The following is a 24,680-nucleotide window of genomic DNA, read 5'->3' on the forward strand; positions in this document are numbered from 1 at the left end:
ATTAGCTAATATTAATCAAGATGTAATAAGGGGAGAATTTTTCTTTTTAAATGACTGATATATCTGTTTCAAAAATAAGAAATTTCTGCATAATCGCTCATATTGACCATGGTAAATCTACTCTTGCCGACAGGTTGCTCCAAGATACTGGCACTGTGCAGCAAAGGGATATGCAAGAACAATTTTTAGATAGTATGGATCTTGAAAGAGAGAGAGGAATTACTATCAAGTTGCAGGCAGCTAGGATGAAATATAAAGCTGAAGATTCTCAAGAATATGTTTTGAACTTAATAGATACACCTGGACATGTTGATTTTTCTTATGAGGTTAGTAGATCTTTGCAGGCTTGTGAAGGTGCTTTACTTGTTGTTGATGCTAGTCAAGGAGTAGAAGCTCAAACTCTAGCTAATGTTTATCTTGCCCTTGAAAATAATCTTGAAATAATTCCTGTGTTAAATAAAGTCGATTTACCAGGAGCTGATGCTGAAAAAATAAAACAAGAAATAGAAGAAATTATTGGACTTGATACAACTAATGCAATAAATTGTTCAGCAAAAACTGGAATTGGCATTAAAGATATTTTGGAAGCAATTGTTAGAAGAATACCTCCGCCTGAAGATGAAATAAAATTGCCAACTAAGGCACTCATTTTCGATTCTTATTATGATCCCTACAGAGGAGTTATTGTTTATTTCAGGGTAATATCTGGGTCTCTTAATAAGAGAGAAAAAATATTATTAATGGCGAGTAAAAAAAATTATGAACTTGATGAAATCGGAATAATGGCACCCGATCAGCAGCAAGTTGAAGAATTACATGCAGGAGAAGTTGGTTATTTAGCTGCTTCTATAAAATCAGTTGCTGATGCGAGAGTTGGAGATACCATTACCCTTTTAAATTCACCTGCAAATGATCCTTTGCCTGGTTATAAGACAGCAAATCCTATGGTTTTTTGTGGATTATTCCCTACTGATGCTGATCAATTCCCAGACTTAAGAGTATCTCTTGAAAAATTACAATTATCTGATGCAGCTTTAAAATATGAGCCCGAAACAAGTAGTGCAATGGGCTTCGGATTTAGATGCGGATTCCTGGGCCTTCTTCACATGGAGATTGTTCAAGAAAGATTAGAAAGAGAATATGATTTGGATCTAATCGTAACGGCACCATCAGTTATTTATAAGGTTAATTTAAATCAGCAGGAACATATTTTTATTGATAATCCTTCTACAATTCCTGATCCACAACTTAGAGAGTCAATCGAAGAGCCTTATGTGAAAATGGAAATTTATGCCCCTAATGAATTTAATGGAACATTAATGGGTTTGTGCCAAGAAAGAAGAGGAGTATTTATAGATATGAAATACATAACTACAGATAGAGTTACCTTGATTTATGAGATTCCATTAGCAGAGGTAGTTACAGATTTCTTTGATCAAATGAAAAGTAGGACTCAAGGTTATGCATCAATGGAATATCATTTAATTGGCTATAGAAAGAATGATCTTGTAAGATTAGATGTTCTAATAAATTCAGAAAGAGCAGATCCATTAACTACTATTGTTCATAAAGATAAGGCTTATGGAATTGGCAGAAGTTTAGTTGAGAAATTAAAAGAACTTATTCCAAAACAACAATTTAAAATACCTATTCAAGCATCAATCGGTAGCCGGATTATTGCAAGCGAAAGTATCAGTGCTTTGCGAAAAGATGTTTTATCTAAATGTTATGGAGGAGATATTTCTAGGAAAAAGAAACTTTTAAAGAAACAAGCCAAAGGCAAAAAGAGGATGAAGGCAATGGGTAAAGTTGAAGTCCCCCAAGAAGCTTTTATGGCTGTCTTGAAATTAAACCAGTAATTTTTTTAGATTTAAAATTAATAGCTATTTTTTCTTTCAGAATTGTGTATATTTCAGTCATATCTGTAAAAAAAATTTTGGATATTAACTCATTTAATCGTGTAGGCGCAAATATAAGAAAAGCTGGATTTCTAATTGTACTTTTTTATCTTATTGTTGTTTTAATAATGAAATTTTTAGAGGCCAATAATTTTTTTGGTTATTCTTTTTCAATATTAAGCAATGATATCTTTGCCCCTCCTTCGCTTAATCATTTCTGTGGTACAGATAGATTAGGAAGAGATGTTTGCTTAAGAACTTTGCAAGGATCATCCTTAGCGATAGAGGTTGTATTCTTAGCGATTCTTTTTTCATTAAGTTTAGGGTTACCATTGGGATTATTAAGTGGATATTTTGGTGGGATTTTTGATAAATGCTTATCACTAATAATGGATACTATTTTTTCAATACCTGTAATTTTGCTTTCAGTAGTTATTGCTTTTGTATTGGGTAAGGGTATTCTTAACGCAGCTTTGGCATTGTGTATTGTTTACTCGCCTCAATATTTCAGATTAATTAGAAATCAGACAATATTGGTTAAATCCGAAACTTACGTGGAGGCAGCTCAAGTTTCAGGAGCTAATGTTAAAACAATTATTTTTAAATATATTCTCCCAAATGTAATAACTCCTTTGCCTATTCTGCTTACCTTAAATGCTGCTGATGCTGTTTTGGTTTTGGGAAGTTTAGGATTTTTAGGTCTTGGAGTTCCTGCTGATGTTCCAGAATGGGGCAGTGATTTAAATCTTGCTCTTGCAGCTTTACCTACAGGTATATGGTGGACGGCTTTGTTTCCTGGTTTGGCAATGTTTTTTTTAGTGTTAGGTCTTTCTTTTATAGGTGAGGATCTTGAAGAAATTTTTGATAGTCAAAATTCTGAATAAATTTAGTTATCTTGAATAAGATCAAATTGTCCTTGACTATTCAACTTTGGATATTCTTTAGCTGATTTTTTATAAACCGCAGCTAATTCTGGGTAACACCACTCAAACAAGGTCTTTTGATATTCATCTATATTCAAACCCTCTCCATTAGTAGGCAATATACCTTTGTTTTTTCTCTGGCGAATAGCTTCAAATAATAATATGGAAGCAGCAACTGAAACATTCAAGGATTGAACCATACCTCTCATAGGTATGAAAATTGATTGATCAACCATTGATATGAGTTCATCACTTAATCCCCATTTTTCTGCTCCCAAAACAAAACATGTATTTTGAGAATAATCAAAATTCCTATAATCGACTGATTTACTATTGAGAGTTGTTCCATATAATCTAAAACCCTTATTCTTTAAATTAGATATTGCCGTGATAATGTTTTCATGATTATTTAGTTTGACCCATTTCTGACTACCTTGAGCAGTACTATTAAAAGTCTTAACGGCATTCATTTTGCTAATAAAATTTGCTTCGAAAACTCCAGCTGCATCACAAGTCCTTAGTATTGCTGATAAATTATGAGGTTTATTGACATCCTCAACTAAAACAGTCAAGTTTTTCATTCTGCAATCTAAAACACTTTTGATTCGCTCAAATCTTCTTGGCAAAATTGACATTTATAATTTTTTCACACTTTTAAAATTATATTAAAATAAAATTCGATAATAAATTTATTTTCAAAATTATATTCAAAAAATATTGATTAACTATGAAATCTATTCGTTTATAATGTTTGAGTAGTTTTGAATTAACTAAATGGCATTCATAGAATGGGACTATACATTAATTACAAGCATGGTAGAAAAACAAGGATGGAATTTACCTGAACGAGAATCTGAAGAATGGAAGAGATTTAACGATGAATTAGGCGAAAAAATGAGAGGTGTTGGAATTGTTTTTGAGAAATATTGTAAATTTACGGCTGATGTAGGTGAAGGTTTACATCTTTTAGATGAAGATCATTAATAGTTTAAAACCACTGACGTATCCCTTAATCAATGGTTTATTAATTAATAAGCTAATATAATTTCACTAAAATTAGAACCGGTAATTATTAAGGCTTTATAAAGCTTGTACTGTGAAAAAAAAAATTAATTTTTATCTCCCACAAAAAAGTTATTTAAATTCTATATTTGTATAAAAATATGAAAAATAAATTAACTTTTTTATTCGATGGTGGCTGTCCACTTTGCTTGAGAGAAACAAACTTTCTAAAAAAAAGAGATATCTTAAATCAAATTAAATTTGTAGATATTAATAGTAAAGATTATGATCAAACTCTTTTTGCTAACATCTCATATTCAGAAGCCATGTCAAACCTGCATGGGATTATTGAAAATGGAGAAATCATAAGAGGATTAGATGTGCTTGCATATTCTTATGAATTGATTGGTTTAGGCTGGGTTTATTCTCCTTTGAAGGTTAAATTCTTGTCTCCAGGATTAAGACTGGTTTACCGATATTGGGCAAAATATAGACTTCGAATTACAGGTAGGCCGAATATTGAAAAACTTTGTGCCTCCCAATGTGAACAATAAATATGGAAAATATCGACATAGACAGAATAATAGAAATGTGTTGGGAAGATAGAACACCCTTTGAAGCTATTGAGTATCAATTTGGTTTAAAAGAGGAAGATGCAATAAAAATTATGCGTCAAAATCTTAAACCTAAATCCTTCAAAGTCTGGCGAGAGAGAGTTTCGGGAAGACATACTAAACATATGGCGCTTAAAGATTCAACTAGATTTAAATCTACTCATAAGAGAAAATTATAAATTTTGAAAAATCTTTCTACTAAAACTTGTTGTGTTTGCAATAGGTCATTCGAGTGGCGTAAAAAATGGAAAAACTGTTGGAATGATGTTATCTACTGTTCAAAAAGATGCAGTAACAGGAAGTCACAAAGATGAAACAAGTATCAATTATTTTCCCTAATCAACTTTTTAGAAAAAGCCCAATCTTAAAAATAAATTGTGAAATTTTAATTTTGGAAGACTCATTATTTTTCGGTAATGATAAATTTCATAAATTAATTAATCATAAAAATAAGTTAGTTTTTCATAGAGCATCTATGCTCGCTTATAAAAAATATTTAGAAATATCTGGCTTTAAAGTTTTATACATCGATAACAAGAAAAATATTTCTACAATTGACTATTTATCAGAATTTATTATAGATAAATATCAGAAAATCAATCTTATAGACCCTCATGATTTCTTAATAATGAAGAGGATCAATAATTTTGTTGAAAGTAATAATTTAGCTTTAAATGTTCTGTCCTCTCCAATGTTTATGAGCAGTGAAGATTTAAAAGAGTTATTTGAATCAAATACAAAAAAACCTCTTATGGGAAGATTTTATGTGAATCAAAGAAAGAGCCAAAAGATATTAATTAATTCGGATGATACACCTAAAGGAGGTAAGTGGAGTTTTGATGAAATGAATAGAAAAAAATTACCAAAAAAAATAAGCATACCTGATACACCCAAATTACTAAAAAATAACTTTGTAATGTATGCCGAAAAGTCATTAGCTAATTCTGATATTCAGTTTATTGGAGAAAGTAATAACTTTTTATATCCAACTAATTTTGATGAGGCAGATGAATGGTTAAATGATTTTTTTAAACATAAATTTTTATTGTTTGGAGATTATGAAGATGCGATTTCTAAAGAAAATTCTTTTTTATGGCATAGTTTACTCTCTCCTCTTTTAAATAGCGGCTTATTAACACCAGATTTAGTAGTAAATAAAGCATTACTTTATGCTAAAAATAATAATGTTTCAATTAACTCTTTAGAGGGTTTCATTCGTCAAATTATTGGATGGAGAGAATTTATTTGCCTTGTTTATAGGAAGTATGGAACAAAGATGCGAAACAGTAATTTTTGGAATTTTGAAAATAAACCAATTCCAGAGTCTTTTTATAAAGGGAATACAGGAATTGAACCAGTAGACATTGTTATAAAAAATATTATTAAATTTGGTTATTGTCACCATATTGAGAGGCTAATGATTATTGGTAACTTTATGCTTCTATGTAGAATTCACCCCAATCAAGTTTATAAATGGTTTATGGAAATGTTTATTGATTCTTATGATTGGGTAATGGTTCCTAATGTTTATGGAATGAGTCAGTTTAGTGACGGGGGTATTTTCTCAACTAAACCATATATATCAAGCTCTAATTATGTAAAAAAAATGTCAAATTTTAAAAGTGGACCCTGGTGTTCAATATGGGATGGCTTATTTTGGAAATTTATTAAAGATAATGAAAGCTTTTTTAGAAAGCAATATCGACTGGCTATGTTGACGAGAAATCTTGACAAAATGTCAGAGGAAAAATTAAACAATCACTTAAGAACAGCCGATAAATTTTTAAGAGATATTCAATAAATTAAGCCTAATAATCTATAGATACTTTTGAAAAATTAAAAGAATATTATATTATTACGGAATATTACAGACGGATGTTAAATTATACAAAATTAATTCTAACAATGAATATTGGGATCCTTTTTTTAAAAAGTAATTTGACTGGTATTTTAACTTTTTCTGAATTGGATTGGATAACTACCCATCAATCTAATTTTACAAGGTTGGAGGAATCTATAGCCATTAAGTTAGGAAGAATGCTTGATGCAGGATCTGTCAATATAGGTTGCCGTTTAAGTTCCTGATTAATTTTTTATTTTATTTATGAAGTATCAAGAAGATAAAAAATTATTTTTTCGAGAAAGAATTCATTCTTTAAATATCTTTCTTTTTTTAGGATTTAATCTGACACTCATCTCTATCTTAGGTTTTATTTGGTTCAATTCTTCACTCGAAAAAGTAGTTTAAATTTTTAAACTTATAAATTTTTTGTATATTAAAGTTATCTTCAAAAATAAATTATATTTTGAGCATAGGATATTTACAAAGAAAAGCAGCTTGGGAAATTTTATTAAAAGTTAGTTATGGTGATTTTTCTGATCAAGCCCTTGAAAAAGTTTTAAGAAATTATCAATTTAATCCTCTTGATATAGCTTTTATTACAGAATTGTCTTTTGGATGTATCAGGTATAGAAAATTTCTTGATCTTTGGACGGATCATACATCAAAAATTACTCATATAAAGCAGCCTCCAAAATTAAGGTGGCTTTTACATATAGGTTTGTATCAGCTATTGAAAATGGATAAAGTTCCATTTCCTGCAGCTATTTCTACTACTGTAGAAGTAGCTAAAAAAACAGATTTAAATGGTTTGGCAGGAACTGTAAATGCGATCTTGAGAAATGCATCAAGAAAATTAGAACAAGAAATTTTTCCAAAAATATCTTCTGATAAAAAAGAAAGAATTTCATACCTTGAATCATTGCCATTATGGCTTGTGAATGATCTTTATAAATGGGTAGGAAATAGGGAGGGTGAAAATATCGTTAAGGCATTTAATAAAAAACCTTCAATTGATTTGAGAATCAACCAACTAAAAACTGATTTAGATGAATTTTTGAAAGTTCTTCATGCAAATAAAATTGATGCTGAAATTATTAAAGATTTAAATAATGGAATTAGTTTAAAATCTAATCCAAGATCTATTAAAAACTTACCAGGATATAGTGATGGACTTTGGACAATTCAAGATAGATCTTCTCAGTGGGTAGCACCTCTTTTAAACCCAAAAGAAGGTGAAAAGATTTTAGATGCTTGTGCAGCGCCAGGGAGTAAGTCTACCCACTTAGCCGAATTAGCAAATGATAGTGCTGAAATCCTGGCTGTAGATAGATCAGCAAAAAGATTGAAAATACTTCAATCAAATTTAGACAGGTTAAATTTAAAATCTGTAAATACCCTTAAAGCTGATGCAACGAGTTTGATTGAATTGAATCCTGAGTTTATATCTTATTTTGATAAAATTTTGTTAGATGCTCCCTGTTCTGGGATTGGAACTCTATCCAGGAATCCAGATTCTAGATGGTCTTTAAGTAAAGAAAAAATAAAATCCTTAACTTTATTGCAGGAAAAACTATTAGAGAGTATGCTTCCCCTTTTGAAAAAAGATGGAACTTTAGTTTATTCAACTTGTACTATCTGTCCTGATGAAAATAATCTATTAATTGAACGATTTATTGAAAAAAACAAAGCTTTAAAATTGGTTGGCCAAAAGCAAATTTTACCTAGCTTAGACTATCCTGGTGATGGATTTTATTCTGCAATAATTTCTTATAAATCTTAAAAAATAAAATTTATTTCTTAATTGGGATTTTATAAATTTCAGCTATATATTTCTTCCATAAATAAGCTGCATTTCCACTAGATAATTCAGATTCTTTGTTATCGTCATAACCTATCCAGATACCTGTTGTTAGGTTATCAAGTGAACCAATAAACCAAAGATCTTTATTACCATCTGATGTTCCTGTTTTTCCATAAATTTTCTTGCCTTTTATAGAGGCTGCTTTCGAAGTGCCTTCTTTTACAGATTTTTCAAGAAGTTTATTTATTTTTTTGTTTACTTTTAAATCTAATATTTTCTTGGAAATAAATTTGGTTTTCCAAATAGATTGATTATTAAATGATTCTATTTTTTCTAAGATGCTAGGGCTTTGAATTTTCCCACTATTATTTATTGCAGAATATACATTTGTAATGTTTAAAAGATTTTCTCCATAGGAACCAATAGCTAATGATGGGAATTCCTTAAACTCTTGCTTAAAACCTAGACCAAATGAATTCGCTAGATTAATAATATTTTTTAAGCCGATTCTTTTTGTTATTGATATTGGAACGATATTGGATGAACTTTTAAATGATTCAATCAAAGATACTGATCCTCTATACTCTTCTGAAAAATTTTTTGGGCAATAACTTTCCCAGCATCTTGGTAAGTCTTCAAATTTATCGCTTAATTTTATCCCTTCTATTAATGCAGCAGCATAAGGAATTATTTTAAAAGTAGAACCTAAAGGTCTTACTGATGAAATCACTCTATTATATTCATTAATTGATGGATTTTTGCTGGTTACCATTGTCCTGATTAGTCCTGTGTTTGATTCGATTGATAACAGAGCAAACTCAAGTTCTTTAGGCCCAACATATCTTGAAATTTTTTGGGCTTTTTCTTGCCAATCTTTATTGATAGAAGATTTAATCCTTAAAAACTTATAATCATTTTTATTTTCAATTCTTTTATCTGCTTCCTCAAGAATAAAATTTATTAGTAATTTATCATCTAAAAGATTATAAGCTGTTTGATAATTTAAGTTTATTTTCTCTTTAATAGCCTTATTCTTTTTTTCAAGAGAAATATATCCATCAATATACATTGATTCAAGAACTTTATTTCTATTTTTAATAGCTAGTTCTATATTTTGATAAGGTGAATAAATTGATGGAGCTGGAGCTAATCCTGCAATTAATGCGATTTCTGATAATGTTAATTCTTCTATAAGTTTTCCAAAATAAACTTGAGAAGCCTCGTTAACCCCGTATGCTCCTGATCCTAAATAAATATTATTTAAATATAATTTTAAAATTTGATTTTTGTCATATTTAAATTCAAGTATGAGTGATATAAATATTTCTTTAATCTTTCTTTGAAAACTTAAATCATTATTTAGAAAAAGTAATCTAGCAACTTGTTGTGTAATAGTACTTCCTCCCTCTTTAACATAACCACTTCTAATATTTTGAAAAAGGGCACGTGAAATACTTTTTAAATCTATTCCATTATGTTTATAAAATATTTTATCCTCCGAAGATATAAAAGAATTTTTAAGAAAAAATGGAATTTTATGTTTACTATTATCTATTTCAAATTTGCGGCTTAATTTGCTTAGTATCCTATTATCAGAAGATGAAATTACATAAGAATATTTGGTCGCGCGAGACCTTTTGTTTTTAGATATGTCAAATTTTAATGTAGTAAATATTAGACTATAAATATAAAAAGATATTCCAGAAAAAATTAATATTGGAATTATTAAAACAAAAGATTTGAATTTAATCTTTTGCACCTTAAGCAACTAAAAAACTATGTCCTATCGCTAAAGCTGTAACTAACATTCCAGTTATAAGAAATGGTTGAGCGCTTGCTTGATATTTGACATCAAACTTTAAAGGATCTCTTAGTAACCACATATCTTGAAAGGTGATTTGTGGAATTACCAATAAAACCAAAATTACAGAGGCTAAGTGTTGACCAATAATTACTAATACCACTACCATTGCTAATTGAAAAATGTCAATCAGTCCTGCACTTATTCTACTTGCATTTTTAATTCCAAATACTACTGGTAATGAATTCAGGCCTAGCTTTGAATCTCCTTCAACGCTTTTGAAATCATTAATAACAGCAATACCAAGTCCAGATAGGCTATAAGCAAGTGTTAGTAATGCCGTCACAATAGTTAATTTCCCAAACAATGCTTGTCCTGCCCACCAAGGTAGAGCTATATATGATGCGCCTAATGCATAATTTCCAAGCCAACCATTTTGTTTTAATTTAAGAGGTGGAGCAGAATATATATAACTAACAAAAGATCCTCCTAATGCTAAAAGTAAGACGGAGGGAAAGTTATGTTTAGCATATAAATCTAATAGAAAAGCAACTATTAGGCCTGCAATAAGTAATACCCAGATTTGAATTTTGACATCTTTAATTGAAATTTTTCCAGAAGGAATTGGTCTATTTGGTTCGTTAATTGCGTCAATTTCTTTATCAAAAAAATCATTTATGGTTTGTGTATAACCTGCCAGAAGCGGCCCACTCATTAACATGCAGGCTAGTGAAGCTAAAACATTACTAAATGTCCATTCAAAATTTCCACTCGCAGCTGCCCCACAAATAACTCCCCATATCAAAGGGATCCATGTTATTGGTTTCATTAACTGTATACGGAGTTTCCATATACTTGAAGTTTCAGAGGCCCCCTTAATACCTAATAGTTGTTTTGGATCATTCACTTTAATCTTTAACCCTTCTCAATTTCTTCTGGGAAAAACCAGTTTTGCTGACCATCCTGAAATTTTGCAGTGATTCCAATACTCCCGCCGTCAGCCATTTTATAGCCTGTTATTACGACTTTAGGATTAGAAGATATTTGATCAATTAATTTCGCTGGTAGTCTATCTTTTACTTTGTCAATGTTAATTTTGATTTTACTACCGATTTTGGGTAAAAATTTTGTTTCAGCCATAAGAGGTAAAATGGAAGCTATTATGCAAGATTAACAGCATTTGGACAATTTTTACTAAAATGGTAGCTCTTCGTTTAATTCCTTGTTTAGATGTCGCCAATGGCAGAGTCGTAAAAGGTGTAAACTTTGTTAACTTGCGAGACTCAGGAGATCCTGTTGAATTGGCTTGTAGGTATTCTGATGAAGGTGCAGATGAATTAGTATTTCTGGATATTAGAGCAAGTGTTGAAAATAGAAATACATTAGTTGACCTTGTATCTAGGACTGCAAAATCAGTAAAAATCCCTTTTACAGTAGGTGGCGGTATAGATTCTGTTTCTTCTATTAATGATCTTTTAAGAGCAGGAGCCGATAAAGTTAGTTTAAATTCTTCGGCTGTTAGAAATCCTGATTTAATTTCTAAAAGTTCTAAAGAATTTGGTAATCAATGCATTGTGATAGCAATTGATGCTAGAAGAAAACTTAATAAGGTTGATCAATGGGAGGTATATATAAAAGGAGGGAGAGAAAATACTGGAATCGATGTATTAAGTTGGGCAAAGAAAGTTGAAGAATTAGGTGCAGGGGAAATTTTGCTAACTTCAATGGATGGTGATGGCACACAGAATGGATATGATTTACATTTGACTTCATCTGTTGCGAATATTGTTAACATCCCAGTAATTGCTTCTGGAGGAGCAGGCTGTCTAGAAGATATCTATGATGTTTTCAAAGAAGGTAGGGCATCTGCAGCACTTTTAGCATCATTACTGCATGATAAGAAACTTACTTTACAAGAAATAAAAACTTTCCTCCGAGAAAAGAAACTTCAAATTAGACCATATGAATAAAAATTTAAATTTATTCCAAAAAGAAAGTATTTTAAAATTTAAAAATGAAATTCACAAAAACTATCGAAGTCAAAAATATATTTAATAAAATTTCCTATAAATATGACTTTTTAAATAATCTATTAAGTTTTGGACTACACAAATTATGGAAAAGGAAATTAGTTAATTTATTAGATCCTTTAAATGGTGAAGATTGGGCTGATTTATGCTGTGGCACTGGAGATTTAGCATTCTTAATTTCTAAGAGAGTAAGTCCAAGGGGCTCAATTACTGGGTTTGATAGTGCAAAGGGCATCTTAAATATTGCAAAGAAAAAATCAGAGCTAAAAAAAAATAAATTTATTAAGTGGGAAATTAAAGATGTTTTAGAAATTGATGATTGTTCGAAAAATTTTGATGGGATTTGCATGTCCTATGGATTAAGAAACTTGAATAATGTTGAAGAAGGAATAAAAAAAGTTTTTTATCTTTTGAAGGATAAAGGAAGGGCAGGATTCCTAGATTTTAATCACTCAACAAAAAATTCTTTATCTAATATTTTTCAGAAAATATATTTGAGGCTTATTGTAGTAACCATTTCGCGGATTTTTAATTTAAGTAAAGAGTATGCATATATTGAAAATAGTATTAGACATTTTCCAAAGAAAAATGAGCTTATAAAAATTGCTAAGGAAGTTGGATTTCAAAAAGCTGAATATAGAACTATTTTTTGGGGTCAAATGGGAATATTAATTTTAGCTAAATAAAAAATTTACTTATTTATGTCTTCTCCAACAAAAAGAACACTTTCCCCATCGTTTAATTTCACCCTGGGGAGTTGGGGAATTACATAGCCTACAAATTATCATGTTATTTTGATCGATTCTACTTGGATGCTTAGCCCAAACTATCTTTGCATTAGTAGCTTTAATATTTTTATTTTTAAGTTCATAATTTTGTATTATTTTTATTTCATTCAAAGTTATGCCAATTTTTTCGATTCTCTCTTTTAATTTATGCTTGTTATAGATTAATGCTTGCCGCCACTGTGGATGATTTACTGCAATTGTAAATATTTTTTTTTCAATATTTAATGGTTTGCATTCTTGAAATAATTCCGAACCGATTAAGTCCTTCCAGTGTTCATTGATTTTAGAAAGTTTATCTAAGTCCCCCCATGATTTTTTGAAATTATCAAGACAATTTTTTAATTGATGTGGATTTCTTCTATTCACTATTGGCAAATACTTTTTGTCCAATTTGTAAAATTTACTTATTAAGACTAAAGTTAATCTAATCTTTAAAAAGATGCTCGTTGTTTTAATAAAGAATTTGTGAAAGTTATTGGATCTGCAGCTAAGACAGTCTTTTATTTAAAAAAAATTCAGGGTCAATATCCAAGTTGGAGACTTCATTACAAAATAAAATGCAAAAGTACTGAACATGAGCTATCTAACTGGCTTAGATATTCTGAAATCAAGAGAAACCAGCCAGTTGCGATAATAGCAAGAGAACAGTTCTCAGGTTTTGGCCAAAACTCAAAAATTTGGGTTTCCAAAAAAGGAGGGATTTGGTTAAGTGCAGCTTACCCAATATTTTCAAAAGAATTTACAAGCCAAATATTTAATTTGTCTTTAGGAATTAAGATATGTGAAATGCTTAGACAAGATAATATAAATGTTTGTTTGAAATGGCCAAATGATATTTTTGTTGGTTCAAAAAAGTTAATTGGATTTTTACCGAGGGTGATAACAAGAGGCAAGGAAACTATCTATGTAAGAATAGGTCTTGGAATGAATGTTTTAAATCAAACTCCATCAGAAGGTATTTCATTATCAAAAGTACTTAAAACTAAGAATATTAATCAAGATTATTGGACAGCAAAAGTTATTAAAGCTTTTCATGATTCAATTGAATGTAATAACAAAAAAGAATATGTAATCAAATCGGCAAATAAGTTCCTCACTAAAAGATTTTTACCTAGTGGTTTCTGTCCTCAAACATGGAAAATTAAAGATATTGATTCGAATGGGAATTTAAGAATTCAAAATGATACTCAAGAGAAGGTACTGAGAAGGTTCTGAATTTAATTAACTTTTAATTCAACTATTCTTCCATCTTTAAATTTGGCTATTTTTTTTGCACGATTTGCAACTTCATCTTCGTGCGTAACTAAAACTATTGTTATTCCAGATTCATGAAGTTTGTCAAACAGATCTAGCACATCTGCAGTTGTTTTTGAATCTAGTGCTCCAGTGGGTTCGTCTGCTAATAGTATTGCAGGGTTATTGATAATAGCCCTAGCAATAGCCACTCTTTGTTGTTGACCTCCTGATAATTGGTTAGGGCGATTATTCATTCTTTCAGAAAGACCAACTTTTTTTAAGGCATTCTTACCTCGCTCTAATCTTTGCTCAGAGTCAATTCCAGCATAAATCATCGGTAAAATTACATTCTCAAGTGCAGTTGCGTCTGAAAGTAGATGAAATTGTTGAAAAACGAAGCCTAATTTTTGGTTACGTATCTCCGCTAGCTGATCATCAGATAAATTCTCAACAGGTATACCATTTAATTTATAAATACCTTCAGATGGTCTATCTAGACATCCAATAATATTCATAGCTGTACTTTTACCTGAGCCGCTTGCTCCCATTACAGCTAAATAGTCACCTTTATATATTTCTAAGTTTATGCTATCTAAGGCTTTAACAGTTAGATCATCTTTCCCATATGTTTTAGATATTCTTTCTAAACTTGCGACTTTCTTAGACATTGTTTGAAAAATTCTTCTAGGAAATGTTGTTTGTTATAGCAATAATATCGTGTAAAAAAGGAGTCTCTGAAACTGCTGTGTTGGCCAATTTAAAAAGAGGGTTGGATAGTATTCCTCCTAGAGCTGTTACCGCCACACAAGTATAAAGTGCAATTCTTAAGGGAGGTAATCCTACAATTGCCCAATTTATTTCAGGATATGATTTAACTATTTCAGAAGCTTCCTGAGGTTCTTTAACTACCATCATTTTTATTACTGAAATGTAGTAATAAATAGAGATGACTGAAGTTACTAGACCAACGATTACTAATAGATATTGATGATTAGCCCAACCTGCAAAGAACAAATATATCTTTCCAAAAAATCCCAACATTGGAGGTAATCCTCCAAGAGAAAGAAGACAAAGGCTTAAGCCTAATGTAATGAGAGGATCTTTTTGGTAAAGTCCTGAGTAATCTGAAATTCTGTCAGAACCTGTTCTGAGAGAGAAAAGGATTACACACGAAAAAGCACCTAAATTCATAAATAAATATGCAGCTAAATATAAAACAGCAGCTGATAAACCATCTTGAGTCCCAGATACTATTCCAATCATTACAAATCCTGCTTGTCCAATAGAACTATAAGCTAACATCCTTTTCATTGAGGTTTGAGCAAGAGCTACAACATTTCCTAGAGCCATGCTCAATATGGCTAATATAGTAAACAGAAGTTTCCATTCTTCATCGAAAGAAGAAAAAGAAGTACTCAATATTCTTATTGCAAATGCAAACCCTGCTGTCTTTGAACCAACAGATAAAAAAGCTACTACAGGAGTAGGTGATCCTTCATATACATCTGGAGTCCATTGATGAAAGGGAACTGCAGCGATTTTAAATGCAACTGTTGACAAGACAAATACAAGAGCTAAAGAAGTAATGAATGATGGCTTGTTGATAATCTCTAAACCTATTGTTACTAAGTTTGTTGAACCACTTAATCCATAAAGAAATGAGGATCCATACAAATAAACTGCTGCAGCAGCTGATCCAACGAGAAGATATTTTAAAGCTGCTTCTGAGCTCCTCGGATCTCTTTTGAGATAACCAGAGAGTAAATAGCTTGCTACAGATAAAGTCTCAAGAGATATAAAAACACTAATAAGGTCAGTAGATCCACACAAAAGCATTGCTCCTAGAGTCGCCGAAAGGATTATCGCTGCGAACTCCCCAATAGGGCTACCACTTTGTTCTGTATAACGCCAACTGATAAGTAAAGAAACTAAAGTTGATAAAGATATTATTGCTCTAAATGCGATTGCCAAATTATCTGAATTAAAGGAACCAAGAAATGCACTATTTACTGGATTACTCCATTGCAAGGCCAAACTAAAAAGAGAGCTGCCAATTGACAAATAGCAAATTATTGGTGCCCATTTTGATGCAGTTTTTTCACCTGCTAGATCTACAAGAAGAGTCCCAACAATACCCAGTAAAATAAAAGCCTCGGGAATAATGGCTTGAGCATTTAAATTAATTGTAAAGATTTCGTTGGGCACTTTATTAAATAGGATTAAATTAGATGTTTGATTGTAAGAGTCTAAGAGTTAATCTTAACTTGATTATAATTTGTGGGTATGATTTTTGAAATTTTCTGAAGAAATTACTTGAAAAAACTTCAAATAATCATAATATGCCCTAACTGAACAAAAACACCAATTTTTGAAATAAACCTTGGATCACACACTTGTTATTGTTGAAAGTCCCACCAAAGCAAAAACTATTAGAAAGTTTTTGCCTTCTAATTATGAAGTTCTTGCTTCAATGGGACACGTAAGAGATCTTCCTAAAGGGGCTGCCGAAATCCCTGCTGCAGTTAAAAAGGAAAAATGGTCAAGGATAGGAGTTAATACAACAGATGATTTTGAACCACTTTATATAGTTCCAAAAGACAAGAAAAAGGTTGTTAAAGAGTTGAAAGATGCATTAAAAGGTGCGACCCAACTATTACTGGCAACTGATGAAGATAGAGAGGGAGAGAGTATTAGCTGGCATCTTCTGCAAATATTGAAGCCGAAAATACCAACTAAGAGAATGGTTTTTCACGAAATCACAAAAAAGGCAATTAACAAAGCTTTAGATCAAACTAGAGAAATTGATATGGAACTTGTTCAAGCTCAAGAAACCAGAAGAATCTTGGACAGACTTTTTGGATATGAATTATCTCCACTACTTTGGAAGAAAGTAGCTCCCCGATTATCTGCTGGACGAGTTCAATCAGTATCTGTAAGACTCCTTGTACGAAGAGAGAGAGAAAGAAGATCATTTAAAAAAGCTAGTTACTGGGGGATTAAAGCTTCTTTAGTAAAGGATAATATTACTTTCGAAACAAAATTATTTAGTTTAAACGGTCAAAGAATTTCCAATGGTTCCGATTTTGATGAACAGACTGGTAAATTAAAACAAGGAAATAAATCGTTGATAATTGGGGAAGAAAAAGTAAATGATTTGTTGAAGGCTTTTTCTTCTGAGGATTGGTTAGTCTCAAAAATTGAAAAAAAACCATCCACCCGTAAGCCAGTAGCTCCATTTACAACTAGTACATTGCAACAAGAAGCAAATAGAAAACTTCGTTTATCTGCGAGAGAAACCATGAGATGCGCACAAGGTCTATATGAGAGAGGTTTCATAACATATATGAGAACTGATTCAGTTCATCTTTCCGACCAAGCCATAAGAGCTGCTAGAGAATGTGTTAGTTCTAAGTATGGAAAAGAATATTTATCTAATTCACCAAGACAATTTAATTCAACTGCAAGAAATGCTCAAGAGGCACACGAAGCTATTAGGCCAGCTGGTGAGGCTTTTAAAACACCAAAGGAAACTAACCTAACTGGTAGAGACTTATCTCTTTACGATTTGATTTGGAAAAGAACTGTAGCTAGTCAAATGGCGGAAGCAAGACTAACTATGATCAATGCTGAAATTAGTGTAGGGGATGGATTATTTAAATCGAGCGGGAAAAGTATTGATTTCGCAGGATTCTTCAGAGCTTATGTCGAGGGTAGTGATGATCCGAGCTCATCACTTGAACAACAAGAAATAATTCTCCCAAACTTAACAACTGGAATATGCCTTGAAGTTACTGATAAGGAATCTACTTTTCATGAAACTAAACCACCTGCAAGATATACAGAGGCTGCATTAGTTAAAGTCCTTGAAAAAGAGGGAATTGGAAGACCTTCTACCTATGCAAGCATTATTGGGACAATTGTGGATAGAGGCTATGCAAATATATCTTCCAACACTTTGGCCCCAACATTTACAGCTTTTGCTGTTACTGCTCTATTAGAAGAACATTTTCCTGATCTAGTAGATACGACGTTTACTGCAAAAATGGAATCTTCCTTGGATGAAATATCTTCAGGTAATCTAGAGTGGCTACCATACCTCGAGACTTTCTATAAAGGTAAAAATGGTCTGGAGGTGAAAGTACAAAAAACAGAGGGAGATATTGATGGCAAAGCATATAGACAAGTTGATTTCGACGACCTCCCTTGCGTAGTCAGAATAGGCTCTAACGGACCTTGGTTAGAGGGTATAAAAATTGATGAATCTGGTAATGAAATTCAGGCAAAAGGTAATCTCCCAATGGATATTACTCCGGGAGATTTGGACAAAAAGCAAGTTGATCAAATTCTAAGTGGTCCATCAGATCTTGGAACTGATCCAAAAACTGGTGAAAAAGTCTTTTTAAGATTCGGCCCCTATGGACCTTACGTCCAATTGGGAAATAATGATCAGGATAAAGCCAAACCAAGAAGAGCTTCATTACCCAAAGAGTTGAAAACTGATGATCTAACTTTAGATGAGGCTCTAGTACTTTTAAGTTTGCCTAGATTGTTAGGAGTTCATCCTGAAGGGGGTGTTGTTGAGGCTGATAGAGGAAGATTTGGACCTTATATAAAATGGATTAAAAATGAAAATGAGTCTGAAAATAGATCATTAAAAAAAGAGGATGATGTTTTTACAGTTGATCTAAATCGAGCATTAGAAATTCTTGCAATGCCAAAGATGGGTAGAGGTGGTCAAGAGGTACTTAAAGACTTTGGAAAACTAAAAGAATTTAAAGAAAAAATCCAAATATTAAATGGAAGATATGGGGTTTATTTAAAATGTGGCAAAACTAATGTTTCGCTTGCCAAAGATACTGATTTAGAAAAATTCTCCATAGATGATGCCGTATTCCTTCTAGAAGAAAAACTAAAAGATAAAAAAGGATCTATTTCAAAAAAAACAAAAATAAGTAATAAAATAACTACAAGGAAAAAGAAAAGTTAGAAAAAAATATGATCTTTAAAAAAAAAGAATTTTTTTTATTAATTTTTTTAATTTTATTGCAATCATGCTCTGGAGGAAGAATTGGAAATTTTCTTGAAAGTAGTTTTAATGATTTAGAAAAAATAAGCCAAGATGAAGATTCTCAAAAGAATTTAGAAAAGCCAAAATCTAACCTAGGAAATAAAAAGATTAATGATAAAAGTAATGAAAAAAGAAAAAAAGTAGAAAAGCCAAAATCTAACCTTAGAAAAGCCAAAATCTAACCTAGGAAATAAAAAGATTAATGATAAAAGTAATGAAAAAAGAAAAAAAGTAGAAAAGCCAAAATCTAACCTAGGAAATAAAAAGATTAATGATAAAAGTAATGAAAAAAGAAAAAAAGTAGAAAAGCCAAAATCTAACCTAGGAAATAAAAAAGATATAAATAACGAAAAAATACAAAAACAGCAAAATAACGAAATTAAGAATTCTTCAAAAAAAAGAAAAATTGAGCTTCAATCTTACAAAATAATTTTTATCTTGAAAGATGTAGATCCTAAAGATCCTACTGAAGAGTTAAATACCATATTAAGGAATTCTGAGTTAAATTTTGAAATAGAAAAGATTCAACGTATTTTAGATTCAAAAAATAAAAGTATGAATAAAAATTAATTAAAAATATTCAATAAAAAAAAATGAAAATCACAACAAAAACTGAAGCATTAAATATTGTAGAGACCTCATATCTAGCATCTCTTTCATCTTTGTTATGGGTTGCCCTATATTATTTGCCAATTGGGGGTGCTTTATTAAGGTTGATTTTACCTCTCCCAATGATCCTGCTGCACTTGAGAAGAGGTACAAAAACTGTATTGGAAGGACTCCTAATACAATTTCTACTTTTATTCATAATTATGGGTCCCGTTAGAGGAACTTTATTTTTATTTCCTTATGGGATCCTGGCTTTTTGGTTGGGCTGGTGTTGGTTTAAAGAAAAGAGTTGGAAACTAAGTTTAACTATAGGAGTTATTATTGGATCCCTTGGTTTCTTCCTACGAGTAATAGCATTATCTACCTTGGTTGGAGAGAATCTTTGGGTGTTAATTACCAGAGCAAGTTATGGTCTAATAGAAAAAGTCATTGGATTATTAAATTTACCTTTTTCTCCCTCAATTTTAAGTATCCAATTAGGTGCAATTTTATTAATAATTTTTCAAGAAATAGTTTATGTTTTAACGGTACATTTAGTTGCATATTCTCTTTTCCCAAGATTTAAATTAACTATCCCAGATCCTCCAAGATTATTAAATAGCTTAGTTGATTTAAATAATTAAAAAAATAAGTATGTATAGTTCAGAATTAGGTATAAATTTTTTTGGTAATGAATGCAAGAAAAAAAGAAAAATTAATAGGATAGAAATACTGAAAAAGAATATAAATAATTTCAAAATATTTCTTGTAATTGCAGGAACTAATACCTCTCAAATTCCAGGTATCTCAGCAGCAGGTATTAATGCAAAATCTAGAAGAATAACTGCTCTTGCAGATGCCGAATTTTTGCTTAAAGGTGCTTCAAAATATCATAAATATAAATTACCTCTACTCAATGCAGGAGTAACTCCTGCTCTAATAAGTTATGTTTGTTTAAAGCTTATTAATGTTTATCCAGTTGTTGTTCCTTTGGGAATAGGAGTAAAGCCTTACTTTAATCATTTGGTTGTAGAAGATAGGGATTTGGGACCATCAAAGTGTCTTACTACTGGTAAATCAATGACTAAAGAGAGAGTTTTAAATCTCTATGAAAGAGGTCTTTCGATAGGGAAATCTTCAAAACAACCTATTTTGATTTCGGAATCTGTACCAGGCGGCACCACCACTGCTCATGCAGTAATGGAAGCTTTTGGTTTACGAGTATCTAATTTGGTAGGTAGTAGTTTATTTAAAGCTCCAAGAGAACTGAGAAGAAAAGTAGTTCAAAGAGGACTTTTGAATGCAAATCTCACGAATGATTTTAACTCTTTTGATGTCGTTGCATCCGTTGGAGATCCTTTCCAAGCTTTCTCAGTAGGTTTATTAATTGGTGCTAGGTTAGCTAACCAACCCGTTATATTATCTGGTGGAAGTCAAATGTTAGCTGTTATTGTTCTTGTCTTAGAATTTTTAGATGTAAAAAATAAAGATGAATTTATAGAAAATGTTTTTATTGCAACAACTGGGTGGCTAGTAAAAGATAATTCTCTAAATGATTTAATAAAATTAATTAATGAGAAATATGATGTCGACTTAGTAGGTTTAGCAAGTCCTTTGAATTTTAAAGCTTCAAAATACAAAGAATTGAAGGATTATGAATTAGGTCATGTAAAAGAAGGAGTAGGAGCTGGTGGAATATCAATACTTGCTTTCTTAAAGGGATTCAAAAATAATGAAATAGTTTCACTTTGTCAACAAAATTTGGAAATGATGAAGAGTCTAGGTCAAATTTCTTTAGAGAAGGATTGTTGAATGTTATCAAAATTTGCAACCAGAAGAGAATTTTTAAATTGCGGTAAACTTTCGCTTATATTTCTCTTAAACTCCTGCAGCAATCTTCCAAATAAAGTAAAGATTGCACTACAAAATTCATTTTATCCACAATCTTTTAAAGATACGATTCCAAAAGATTGGAAGCAGGAAAAAATTAATTTTGAAAGTATCCAGCTACAAAAAAATAGAAACACAATTTTCAATTCTGACTTTACATTAATAAATGATGGATGGATTAATAGTATAAACTTTGAGGAATTTGAAAAAATAAATGAATATCCATTAATCGAAAAATTGGATAAGAGATCTCGAGATTTTTTAGGAAGTTTTATTGAAAATCAAAGGCGTAAATTATTTCCTATTGGAGTTGTACCTTACACAATTATTATTAAAAATAATAAAGAACTAATAAATTCAGCAAGTACTTCTTGGGACTTTCTTTTAAGTAAGAAATTAACTGGAAAAATTATTTTTCCGCAAAGTCCCAGAATAATATTGTCAATTGCTGAAAAAATTAATTCATCTAATTCTTTAAATAAACTCAAAAGCCAAGCAATGTTATTTGATGATAAAAATATGCTCAATTGGTTAATTAATTCTGATGCCTGTGTTGCGATAGTTCCCTATATTTTCTGCTCAAAATATTTAAAAATAGATCCAAGGCTTTCTTTAGTTTTCCCAAGCGAAGGAGTGCCGTTAATGTGGCATTTTGTACTTAGTCGATCCAATCTAAATACTTCATTATTAATTGAATGGATTAAATCTTTGGAAAATAAATCAATAGTAGATAAATTAGCAAGTCAAGGTTGGTATCTACCATTTAAAAGTGATTATTTACAAAGTAAATATAAATCACAGATGTTTCCTATCTCAGGCCCTTCTCAGAAATGTTGGGACAATAGTTGGTCTTTCCCTGTCTTAACGAATGAACAAAAAATAAATCTTACAAATTTATGGAATGAATCTTTAACCCCATAATCGTTTTGTGGGATTTTCAATTAATAAATTATGGGTTTGCTTTAATAAATTTGGTATATCTAATTTACTAGGACATCTAGGGACACATTTATTACACTCTTGACAAAAGGAGGAATTTTTATCTTCCCACCAGTGGCCAGCTTTTCCTATTAAATTGTATCTTTCTTTTGAAAATTCTAATTGGCCATAACCAATATATATATTCCTTAAACGAAGTATTTCTGGAATAGGTATTTCATTTGGGCATGGAAGACAAGATCTGCATTGCTCACATTTTGTTGAATTTAATCTTTCATCAGCTACGTTCTCAATTTTATTGAGAGCCTTTTTTTCAAGAATTGTAAGATTATCGAAAGAGTTTCTAAGTTTATTTGCAAATTCAAAATCTTCTTTGTTTGTAGCTCCCAATGACAAAGTTGTAATCCCTTTTGCCAAAAGAAATCTATACGCTAATTCTAATGGATGAAAAGGCTTAGATGCCTCTAACAAAATATCACTTGGAGAATATAATCTTCCACCTTTATCAGCAGGCGATATTGCTAATACTCCCATACCTTTTTTTATAGCTTGTTCTGCCAAAGTAATTTTAGATTGATCTAAATAATGTAAATGAAGACTACAAAAACTAAAAACTTCACAGTTAATTGCTTCTTTAATAAGTGAATAACTTCCGTGTGAACTAAAACCAACTTGATCAACTAGTTCCTTCTCAAGTATCCATGATATGAATTTTTTACCTTCACCAGCTAAAACCCAATCTAGATGTTGTTTTAAGTTAAGTCCATGAATGGCAAGATTATTAATTTTCTCGCGATTTAAATTTTTAAGAGAATTTTTAAAATTATTTTTTAGAAAATCAAAATTACCCTTTGGTAAAACTTTGGTAGTAATCACCCAATTTTTTTCGGATATGTTCTCTTCTATTGCTAGTTTTTTTATTGCATTTCCAATAAGTAATTCAGCATCACCATAAGAAGGTGCAGTTTCTATATGGTTAATTCCTGCATAATATGCATTTTTTATTATGCCATACATTTTTTCGATACTTTCAGTTGCACGCATTGTACCTAAAGTGAATAAGCTCACTTTTGCCCCTTTACCAAATGATCTTTTTTGTGAATGAATAATCATCTAATAAATTTGATCATTTTTTTATTCGTTAATTTATTTATAGTTGAAAATGATTTAAAGTAAAATGTATTAAATACAAAATTTTGTAAAAATATTTTTCTTTAATCTATGTTCACAGGAATAATTCAATCAATTGGAAAACTAAAACAGGAAAGAAATATTTTAGAAATTGAAATTCTAGATAACTTTTTTGATATGGCAATCGGTGACAGCATAGCAGTTGATGGAATTTGTTTGACAGTTAAAGAAATCTTTCAAAATAAATTTACTGTTGACGTTAGTGAGGAAACATTAAAAAAAACAACTTTAGGATTAAAGTCCAACCTGAATCAAATTGTTAATTTGGAGCCTGCTCTTAGGATATCTGACCGTCTAGGAGGGCATATAGTCAGTGGACATGTTGATGGCCTTGGAATAATTGAGAATATAGAAAAATTAGAGAAATCTTGGCTCTTATCAATAAAGTGGAAAAATAATAACTTTTCAAAATATATAGTTAATAAAGGCAGTATTTGTGTAAATGGTATCAGTCTTACAATTGCAAAATATGAGAAGGATGGAGACATATTTACTATTGCCATCATTCCTCATACTTGGCATAACACAAATCTGAAAAATTTAAATATTGGCGATAATGTAAACCTTGAGGCAGATGCAATAATTAAATATGTAGAGAAATTACTTTTTTTTAATAGGAAAAATAAAAAAGATTTTTCTACAAATGATATCTCTTCAAAGTGGCTTAAAGAAAACGGTTGGTAATATATAGTTTCTAAATTAATGGAATTAGATAAATCGTCTTTGATTCTTTTTTTATATCAATTTTAAATTCCTGACCAGGCTCAAGACCTAATTTCTTGGTGTATGCGTGACCTATTAATAGGTTCCCATTACCGTGAACCTTAGTTTTAAATTCTACCTGCCTGCCTCTTGAAGCTCGATTCCCAGATTTTCCCTTACCATTTCCTAGTTTATAACCTTTGGCTTCGATAAGTGCCCTGTAAAAACTTTTTCTTAAGATCCTACCGCTAGGACCAACATACCCACAACCTCTTGCTATCTCATCTTCAGAATGCTGACTAAGTAATTTTGCTTTTTCAAGTAGTTCTTTTCCTTCGAGCATTATATAACTGATTTCTAATTATA

Annotated in this window: 28 protein-coding genes; 19 read left to right on the top strand and 9 right to left on the bottom strand. The window is 30.9% G+C overall.

The genetic code is table 11. The features are described from left to right. Positions 1 to 50: 50 nt before the first annotated feature. Together lepA and HA146_RS02170 are read left to right on the top strand one after the other, a co-directional pair. Positions 51 to 1,859, top strand: a complete 1,809-nt coding sequence (gene lepA, locus HA146_RS02165) for a translation elongation factor 4 (RefSeq protein ID WP_209107947.1) — start codon at positions 51 to 53, stop codon at positions 1,857 to 1,859. A gap of 167 nt (positions 1,860 to 2,026) precedes the next feature. Beyond that, positions 2,027 to 2,782, top strand: coding sequence for an ABC transporter permease (locus HA146_RS02170; RefSeq protein ID WP_209108462.1), 756 nt, complete (start codon positions 2,027 to 2,029; stop codon positions 2,780 to 2,782). Between the two features lie 2 nt (positions 2,783 to 2,784). On the opposite strand, the gene trmH is transcribed toward HA146_RS02170, so the two are convergent. Further along, the gene (gene trmH / locus HA146_RS02175) at positions 2,785 to 3,456 is read right to left on the bottom strand and encodes a tRNA (guanosine(18)-2'-O)-methyltransferase TrmH (RefSeq protein ID WP_209107948.1); all 672 of its coding nucleotides are present in this window, start codon (positions 3,454 to 3,456) and stop codon (positions 2,785 to 2,787) included. A gap of 139 nt (positions 3,457 to 3,595) precedes the next feature. Between trmH and HA146_RS02180 the strand changes: the two genes are divergently transcribed. The 7 genes from HA146_RS02180 to HA146_RS02210 all read left to right on the top strand — a co-directional run bounded on the left by HA146_RS02180 (position 3,596) and on the right by HA146_RS02210 (position 8,060). Beyond that, the gene (locus HA146_RS02180; RefSeq protein WP_209107949.1) at positions 3,596 to 3,805 is read left to right on the top strand and encodes a hypothetical protein; all 210 of its coding nucleotides are present in this window, start codon (positions 3,596 to 3,598) and stop codon (positions 3,803 to 3,805) included. A 179-nt stretch (positions 3,806 to 3,984) separates the two neighbouring features. Next, complete coding sequence (locus HA146_RS02185) at positions 3,985 to 4,377, top strand: thiol-disulfide oxidoreductase DCC family protein (protein ID WP_209107950.1); 393 nt, start codon at positions 3,985 to 3,987, stop codon at positions 4,375 to 4,377. 2 nt (positions 4,378 to 4,379) lie between these two features. Next, positions 4,380 to 4,616 carry a TIGR03643 family protein gene (locus tag HA146_RS02190; RefSeq protein WP_209107951.1) on the top strand — a complete coding sequence of 79 codons (237 nt, stop codon included), beginning with the start codon at positions 4,380 to 4,382 and terminating at the stop codon, positions 4,614 to 4,616. 3 nt (positions 4,617 to 4,619) lie between these two features. Beyond that, on the top strand, positions 4,620 to 4,751 hold the full coding sequence (locus HA146_RS02195) for a DUF2256 domain-containing protein (RefSeq protein ID WP_209107952.1): 132 nt from the start codon (positions 4,620 to 4,622) through the stop codon (positions 4,749 to 4,751). Beyond that, positions 4,748 to 6,238, top strand: a complete 1,491-nt coding sequence (locus tag HA146_RS02200) for a cryptochrome/photolyase family protein (protein WP_209107953.1) — start codon at positions 4,748 to 4,750, stop codon at positions 6,236 to 6,238. The genes HA146_RS02195 and HA146_RS02200 overlap by 4 nt, the downstream gene beginning before the upstream one ends. Before the next feature lie 104 nt (positions 6,239 to 6,342). Further along, positions 6,343 to 6,522, top strand: coding sequence for a hypothetical protein (locus HA146_RS02205; protein ID WP_209107954.1), 180 nt, complete (start codon positions 6,343 to 6,345; stop codon positions 6,520 to 6,522). 221 nt (positions 6,523 to 6,743) lie between these two features. Then, positions 6,744 to 8,060: a 16S rRNA (cytosine(967)-C(5))-methyltransferase gene (locus HA146_RS02210; protein WP_209107955.1), complete on the top strand. Its 1,317-nt coding sequence runs from the start codon at positions 6,744 to 6,746 to the stop codon at positions 8,058 to 8,060. Positions 8,061 to 8,070: 10 nt separating this feature from the next. Here the strand turns inward: HA146_RS02210 and HA146_RS02215 are convergent, their stop codons facing one another. The 3 genes from HA146_RS02215 to petP are packed head-to-tail and all read right to left on the bottom strand — an operon-like array spanning position 8,071 to position 11,022. Then, on the bottom strand, positions 8,071 to 9,840 hold the full coding sequence (locus tag HA146_RS02215) for a transglycosylase domain-containing protein (protein WP_209107956.1): 1,770 nt from the start codon (positions 9,838 to 9,840) through the stop codon (positions 8,071 to 8,073). 1 nt (position 9,841) lies between these two features. After that, a complete protein-coding gene (gene chlG / locus HA146_RS02220; RefSeq protein ID WP_025880719.1) occupies positions 9,842 to 10,789 on the bottom strand; it encodes a chlorophyll synthase ChlG in 948 nt (315 codons plus the stop codon). A gap of 8 nt (positions 10,790 to 10,797) precedes the next feature. After that, entirely contained in the window at positions 10,798 to 11,022 is a 225-nt protein-coding gene (petP, locus tag HA146_RS02225) for a cytochrome b6f subunit PetP (RefSeq protein ID WP_209107957.1), read from the bottom strand. 59 nt (positions 11,023 to 11,081) lie between these two features. On the opposite strand from petP, the gene hisF reads away from it, so the two are divergent. Together hisF and ubiE are read left to right on the top strand one after the other, a co-directional pair. Beyond that, positions 11,082 to 11,852, top strand: coding sequence for an imidazole glycerol phosphate synthase subunit HisF (gene hisF / locus HA146_RS02230; protein WP_209107958.1), 771 nt, complete (start codon positions 11,082 to 11,084; stop codon positions 11,850 to 11,852). 44 nt (positions 11,853 to 11,896) lie between these two features. Further along, positions 11,897 to 12,598, top strand: a complete 702-nt coding sequence (gene ubiE, locus HA146_RS02235; RefSeq protein ID WP_209107959.1) for a bifunctional demethylmenaquinone methyltransferase/2-methoxy-6-polyprenyl-1,4-benzoquinol methylase UbiE — start codon at positions 11,897 to 11,899, stop codon at positions 12,596 to 12,598. A 9-nt stretch (positions 12,599 to 12,607) separates the two neighbouring features. Here the strand turns inward: ubiE and HA146_RS02240 are convergent, their stop codons facing one another. Next, a complete protein-coding gene (locus tag HA146_RS02240) occupies positions 12,608 to 13,090 on the bottom strand; it encodes a DUF721 domain-containing protein (RefSeq protein ID WP_245157398.1) in 483 nt (160 codons plus the stop codon). A 75-nt stretch (positions 13,091 to 13,165) separates the two neighbouring features. Between HA146_RS02240 and HA146_RS02245 the strand changes: the two genes are divergently transcribed. Beyond that, complete coding sequence (locus tag HA146_RS02245) at positions 13,166 to 13,915, top strand: biotin--[acetyl-CoA-carboxylase] ligase (RefSeq protein WP_209107960.1); 750 nt, start codon at positions 13,166 to 13,168, stop codon at positions 13,913 to 13,915. A 2-nt stretch (positions 13,916 to 13,917) separates the two neighbouring features. Here HA146_RS02245 and HA146_RS02250 read toward each other — a convergent pair whose 3' ends face one another. Both HA146_RS02250 and HA146_RS02255 read right to left on the bottom strand, forming a co-directional pair. Further along, positions 13,918 to 14,604: an ABC transporter ATP-binding protein gene (locus HA146_RS02250; protein ID WP_209107961.1), complete on the bottom strand. Its 687-nt coding sequence runs from the start codon at positions 14,602 to 14,604 to the stop codon at positions 13,918 to 13,920. 16 nt (positions 14,605 to 14,620) lie between these two features. Continuing rightward, entirely contained in the window at positions 14,621 to 16,141 is a 1,521-nt protein-coding gene (locus HA146_RS02255; protein ID WP_209107962.1) for an NAD(P)H-quinone oxidoreductase subunit N, read from the bottom strand. Positions 16,142 to 16,316: 175 nt separating this feature from the next. On the opposite strand from HA146_RS02255, the gene topA reads away from it, so the two are divergent. The 6 genes from topA to HA146_RS02280 all read left to right on the top strand — a co-directional run bounded on the left by topA (position 16,317) and on the right by HA146_RS02280 (position 22,403). After that, entirely contained in the window at positions 16,317 to 18,923 is a 2,607-nt protein-coding gene (topA, locus tag HA146_RS02260; protein WP_209107963.1) for a type I DNA topoisomerase, read from the top strand. 56 nt (positions 18,924 to 18,979) lie between these two features. Next, entirely contained in the window at positions 18,980 to 19,186 is a 207-nt protein-coding gene (locus tag HA146_RS09525) for a hypothetical protein (protein WP_245157399.1), read from the top strand. A 256-nt stretch (positions 19,187 to 19,442) separates the two neighbouring features. Further along, entirely contained in the window at positions 19,443 to 19,574 is a 132-nt protein-coding gene (locus HA146_RS09610) for a hypothetical protein (protein ID WP_280634032.1), read from the top strand. Positions 19,575 to 19,597: 23 nt separating this feature from the next. Further along, positions 19,598 to 20,236: a DUF2232 domain-containing protein gene (locus tag HA146_RS02270; protein ID WP_209107964.1), complete on the top strand. Its 639-nt coding sequence runs from the start codon at positions 19,598 to 19,600 to the stop codon at positions 20,234 to 20,236. A 10-nt stretch (positions 20,237 to 20,246) separates the two neighbouring features. Then, positions 20,247 to 21,404, top strand: a complete 1,158-nt coding sequence (gene cobT, locus HA146_RS02275; RefSeq protein ID WP_209107965.1) for a nicotinate mononucleotide-dependent phosphoribosyltransferase CobT — start codon at positions 20,247 to 20,249, stop codon at positions 21,402 to 21,404. After that, complete coding sequence (locus HA146_RS02280; RefSeq protein WP_209107966.1) at positions 21,405 to 22,403, top strand: hypothetical protein; 999 nt, start codon at positions 21,405 to 21,407, stop codon at positions 22,401 to 22,403. Here HA146_RS02280 and HA146_RS02285 read toward each other — a convergent pair. Further along, positions 22,392 to 23,534, bottom strand: a complete 1,143-nt coding sequence (locus tag HA146_RS02285) for an aldo/keto reductase (RefSeq protein WP_209107967.1) — start codon at positions 23,532 to 23,534, stop codon at positions 22,392 to 22,394. The genes HA146_RS02280 and HA146_RS02285 overlap by 12 nt on opposite strands. Positions 23,535 to 23,642: 108 nt before the next feature. Between HA146_RS02285 and HA146_RS02290 the strand changes: the two genes are divergently transcribed. Next, positions 23,643 to 24,296, top strand: a complete 654-nt coding sequence (locus HA146_RS02290) for a riboflavin synthase (protein ID WP_209107968.1) — start codon at positions 23,643 to 23,645, stop codon at positions 24,294 to 24,296. Between the two features lie 10 nt (positions 24,297 to 24,306). Here HA146_RS02290 and HA146_RS02295 read toward each other — a convergent pair whose 3' ends face one another. Next, positions 24,307 to 24,657, bottom strand: coding sequence for an AbrB family transcriptional regulator (locus HA146_RS02295; protein WP_209107969.1), 351 nt, complete (start codon positions 24,655 to 24,657; stop codon positions 24,307 to 24,309). Positions 24,658 to 24,680: the final 23 nt, after the last annotated feature.

This window comes from Prochlorococcus marinus CUG1416 (assembly GCF_017695965.1).
Taxonomy (GTDB): Bacteria; Cyanobacteriota; Cyanobacteriia; order PCC-6307; family Cyanobiaceae; genus Prochlorococcus_A.

Coding starts and splice junctions, on each gene's coding strand:
- lepA (WP_209107947.1), top strand. CDS start 51: ATGACTGATATATCTGTTTCAAAAATAAGAAATTTCTGCATAATCGCT.
- HA146_RS02170 (WP_209108462.1), top strand. CDS start 2,027: ATGAAATTTTTAGAGGCCAATAATTTTTTTGGTTATTCTTTTTCAATA.
- trmH (WP_209107948.1), bottom strand. CDS start 3,456: ATGTCAATTTTGCCAAGAAGATTTGAGCGAATCAAAAGTGTTTTAGAT.
- HA146_RS02180 (WP_209107949.1), top strand. CDS start 3,596: ATGGCATTCATAGAATGGGACTATACATTAATTACAAGCATGGTAGAA.
- HA146_RS02185 (WP_209107950.1), top strand. CDS start 3,985: ATGAAAAATAAATTAACTTTTTTATTCGATGGTGGCTGTCCACTTTGC.
- HA146_RS02190 (WP_209107951.1), top strand. CDS start 4,380: ATGGAAAATATCGACATAGACAGAATAATAGAAATGTGTTGGGAAGAT.
- HA146_RS02200 (WP_209107953.1), top strand. CDS start 4,748: ATGAAACAAGTATCAATTATTTTCCCTAATCAACTTTTTAGAAAAAGC.
- HA146_RS02205 (WP_209107954.1), top strand. CDS start 6,343: ATGAATATTGGGATCCTTTTTTTAAAAAGTAATTTGACTGGTATTTTA.
- petP (WP_209107957.1), bottom strand. CDS start 11,022: ATGGCTGAAACAAAATTTTTACCCAAAATCGGTAGTAAAATCAAAATT.
- hisF (WP_209107958.1), top strand. CDS start 11,082: ATGGTAGCTCTTCGTTTAATTCCTTGTTTAGATGTCGCCAATGGCAGA.
- ubiE (WP_209107959.1), top strand. CDS start 11,897: ATGAAATTCACAAAAACTATCGAAGTCAAAAATATATTTAATAAAATT.
- HA146_RS02250 (WP_209107961.1), bottom strand. CDS start 14,604: ATGTCTAAGAAAGTCGCAAGTTTAGAAAGAATATCTAAAACATATGGG.
- HA146_RS02270 (WP_209107964.1), top strand. CDS start 19,598: ATGAAAATCACAACAAAAACTGAAGCATTAAATATTGTAGAGACCTCA.
- cobT (WP_209107965.1), top strand. CDS start 20,247: ATGTATAGTTCAGAATTAGGTATAAATTTTTTTGGTAATGAATGCAAG.
- HA146_RS02280 (WP_209107966.1), top strand. CDS start 21,405: ATGTTATCAAAATTTGCAACCAGAAGAGAATTTTTAAATTGCGGTAAA.
- HA146_RS02285 (WP_209107967.1), bottom strand. CDS start 23,534: ATGATTATTCATTCACAAAAAAGATCATTTGGTAAAGGGGCAAAAGTG.
- HA146_RS02290 (WP_209107968.1), top strand. CDS start 23,643: ATGTTCACAGGAATAATTCAATCAATTGGAAAACTAAAACAGGAAAGA.
- HA146_RS02295 (WP_209107969.1), bottom strand. CDS start 24,657: ATGCTCGAAGGAAAAGAACTACTTGAAAAAGCAAAATTACTTAGTCAG.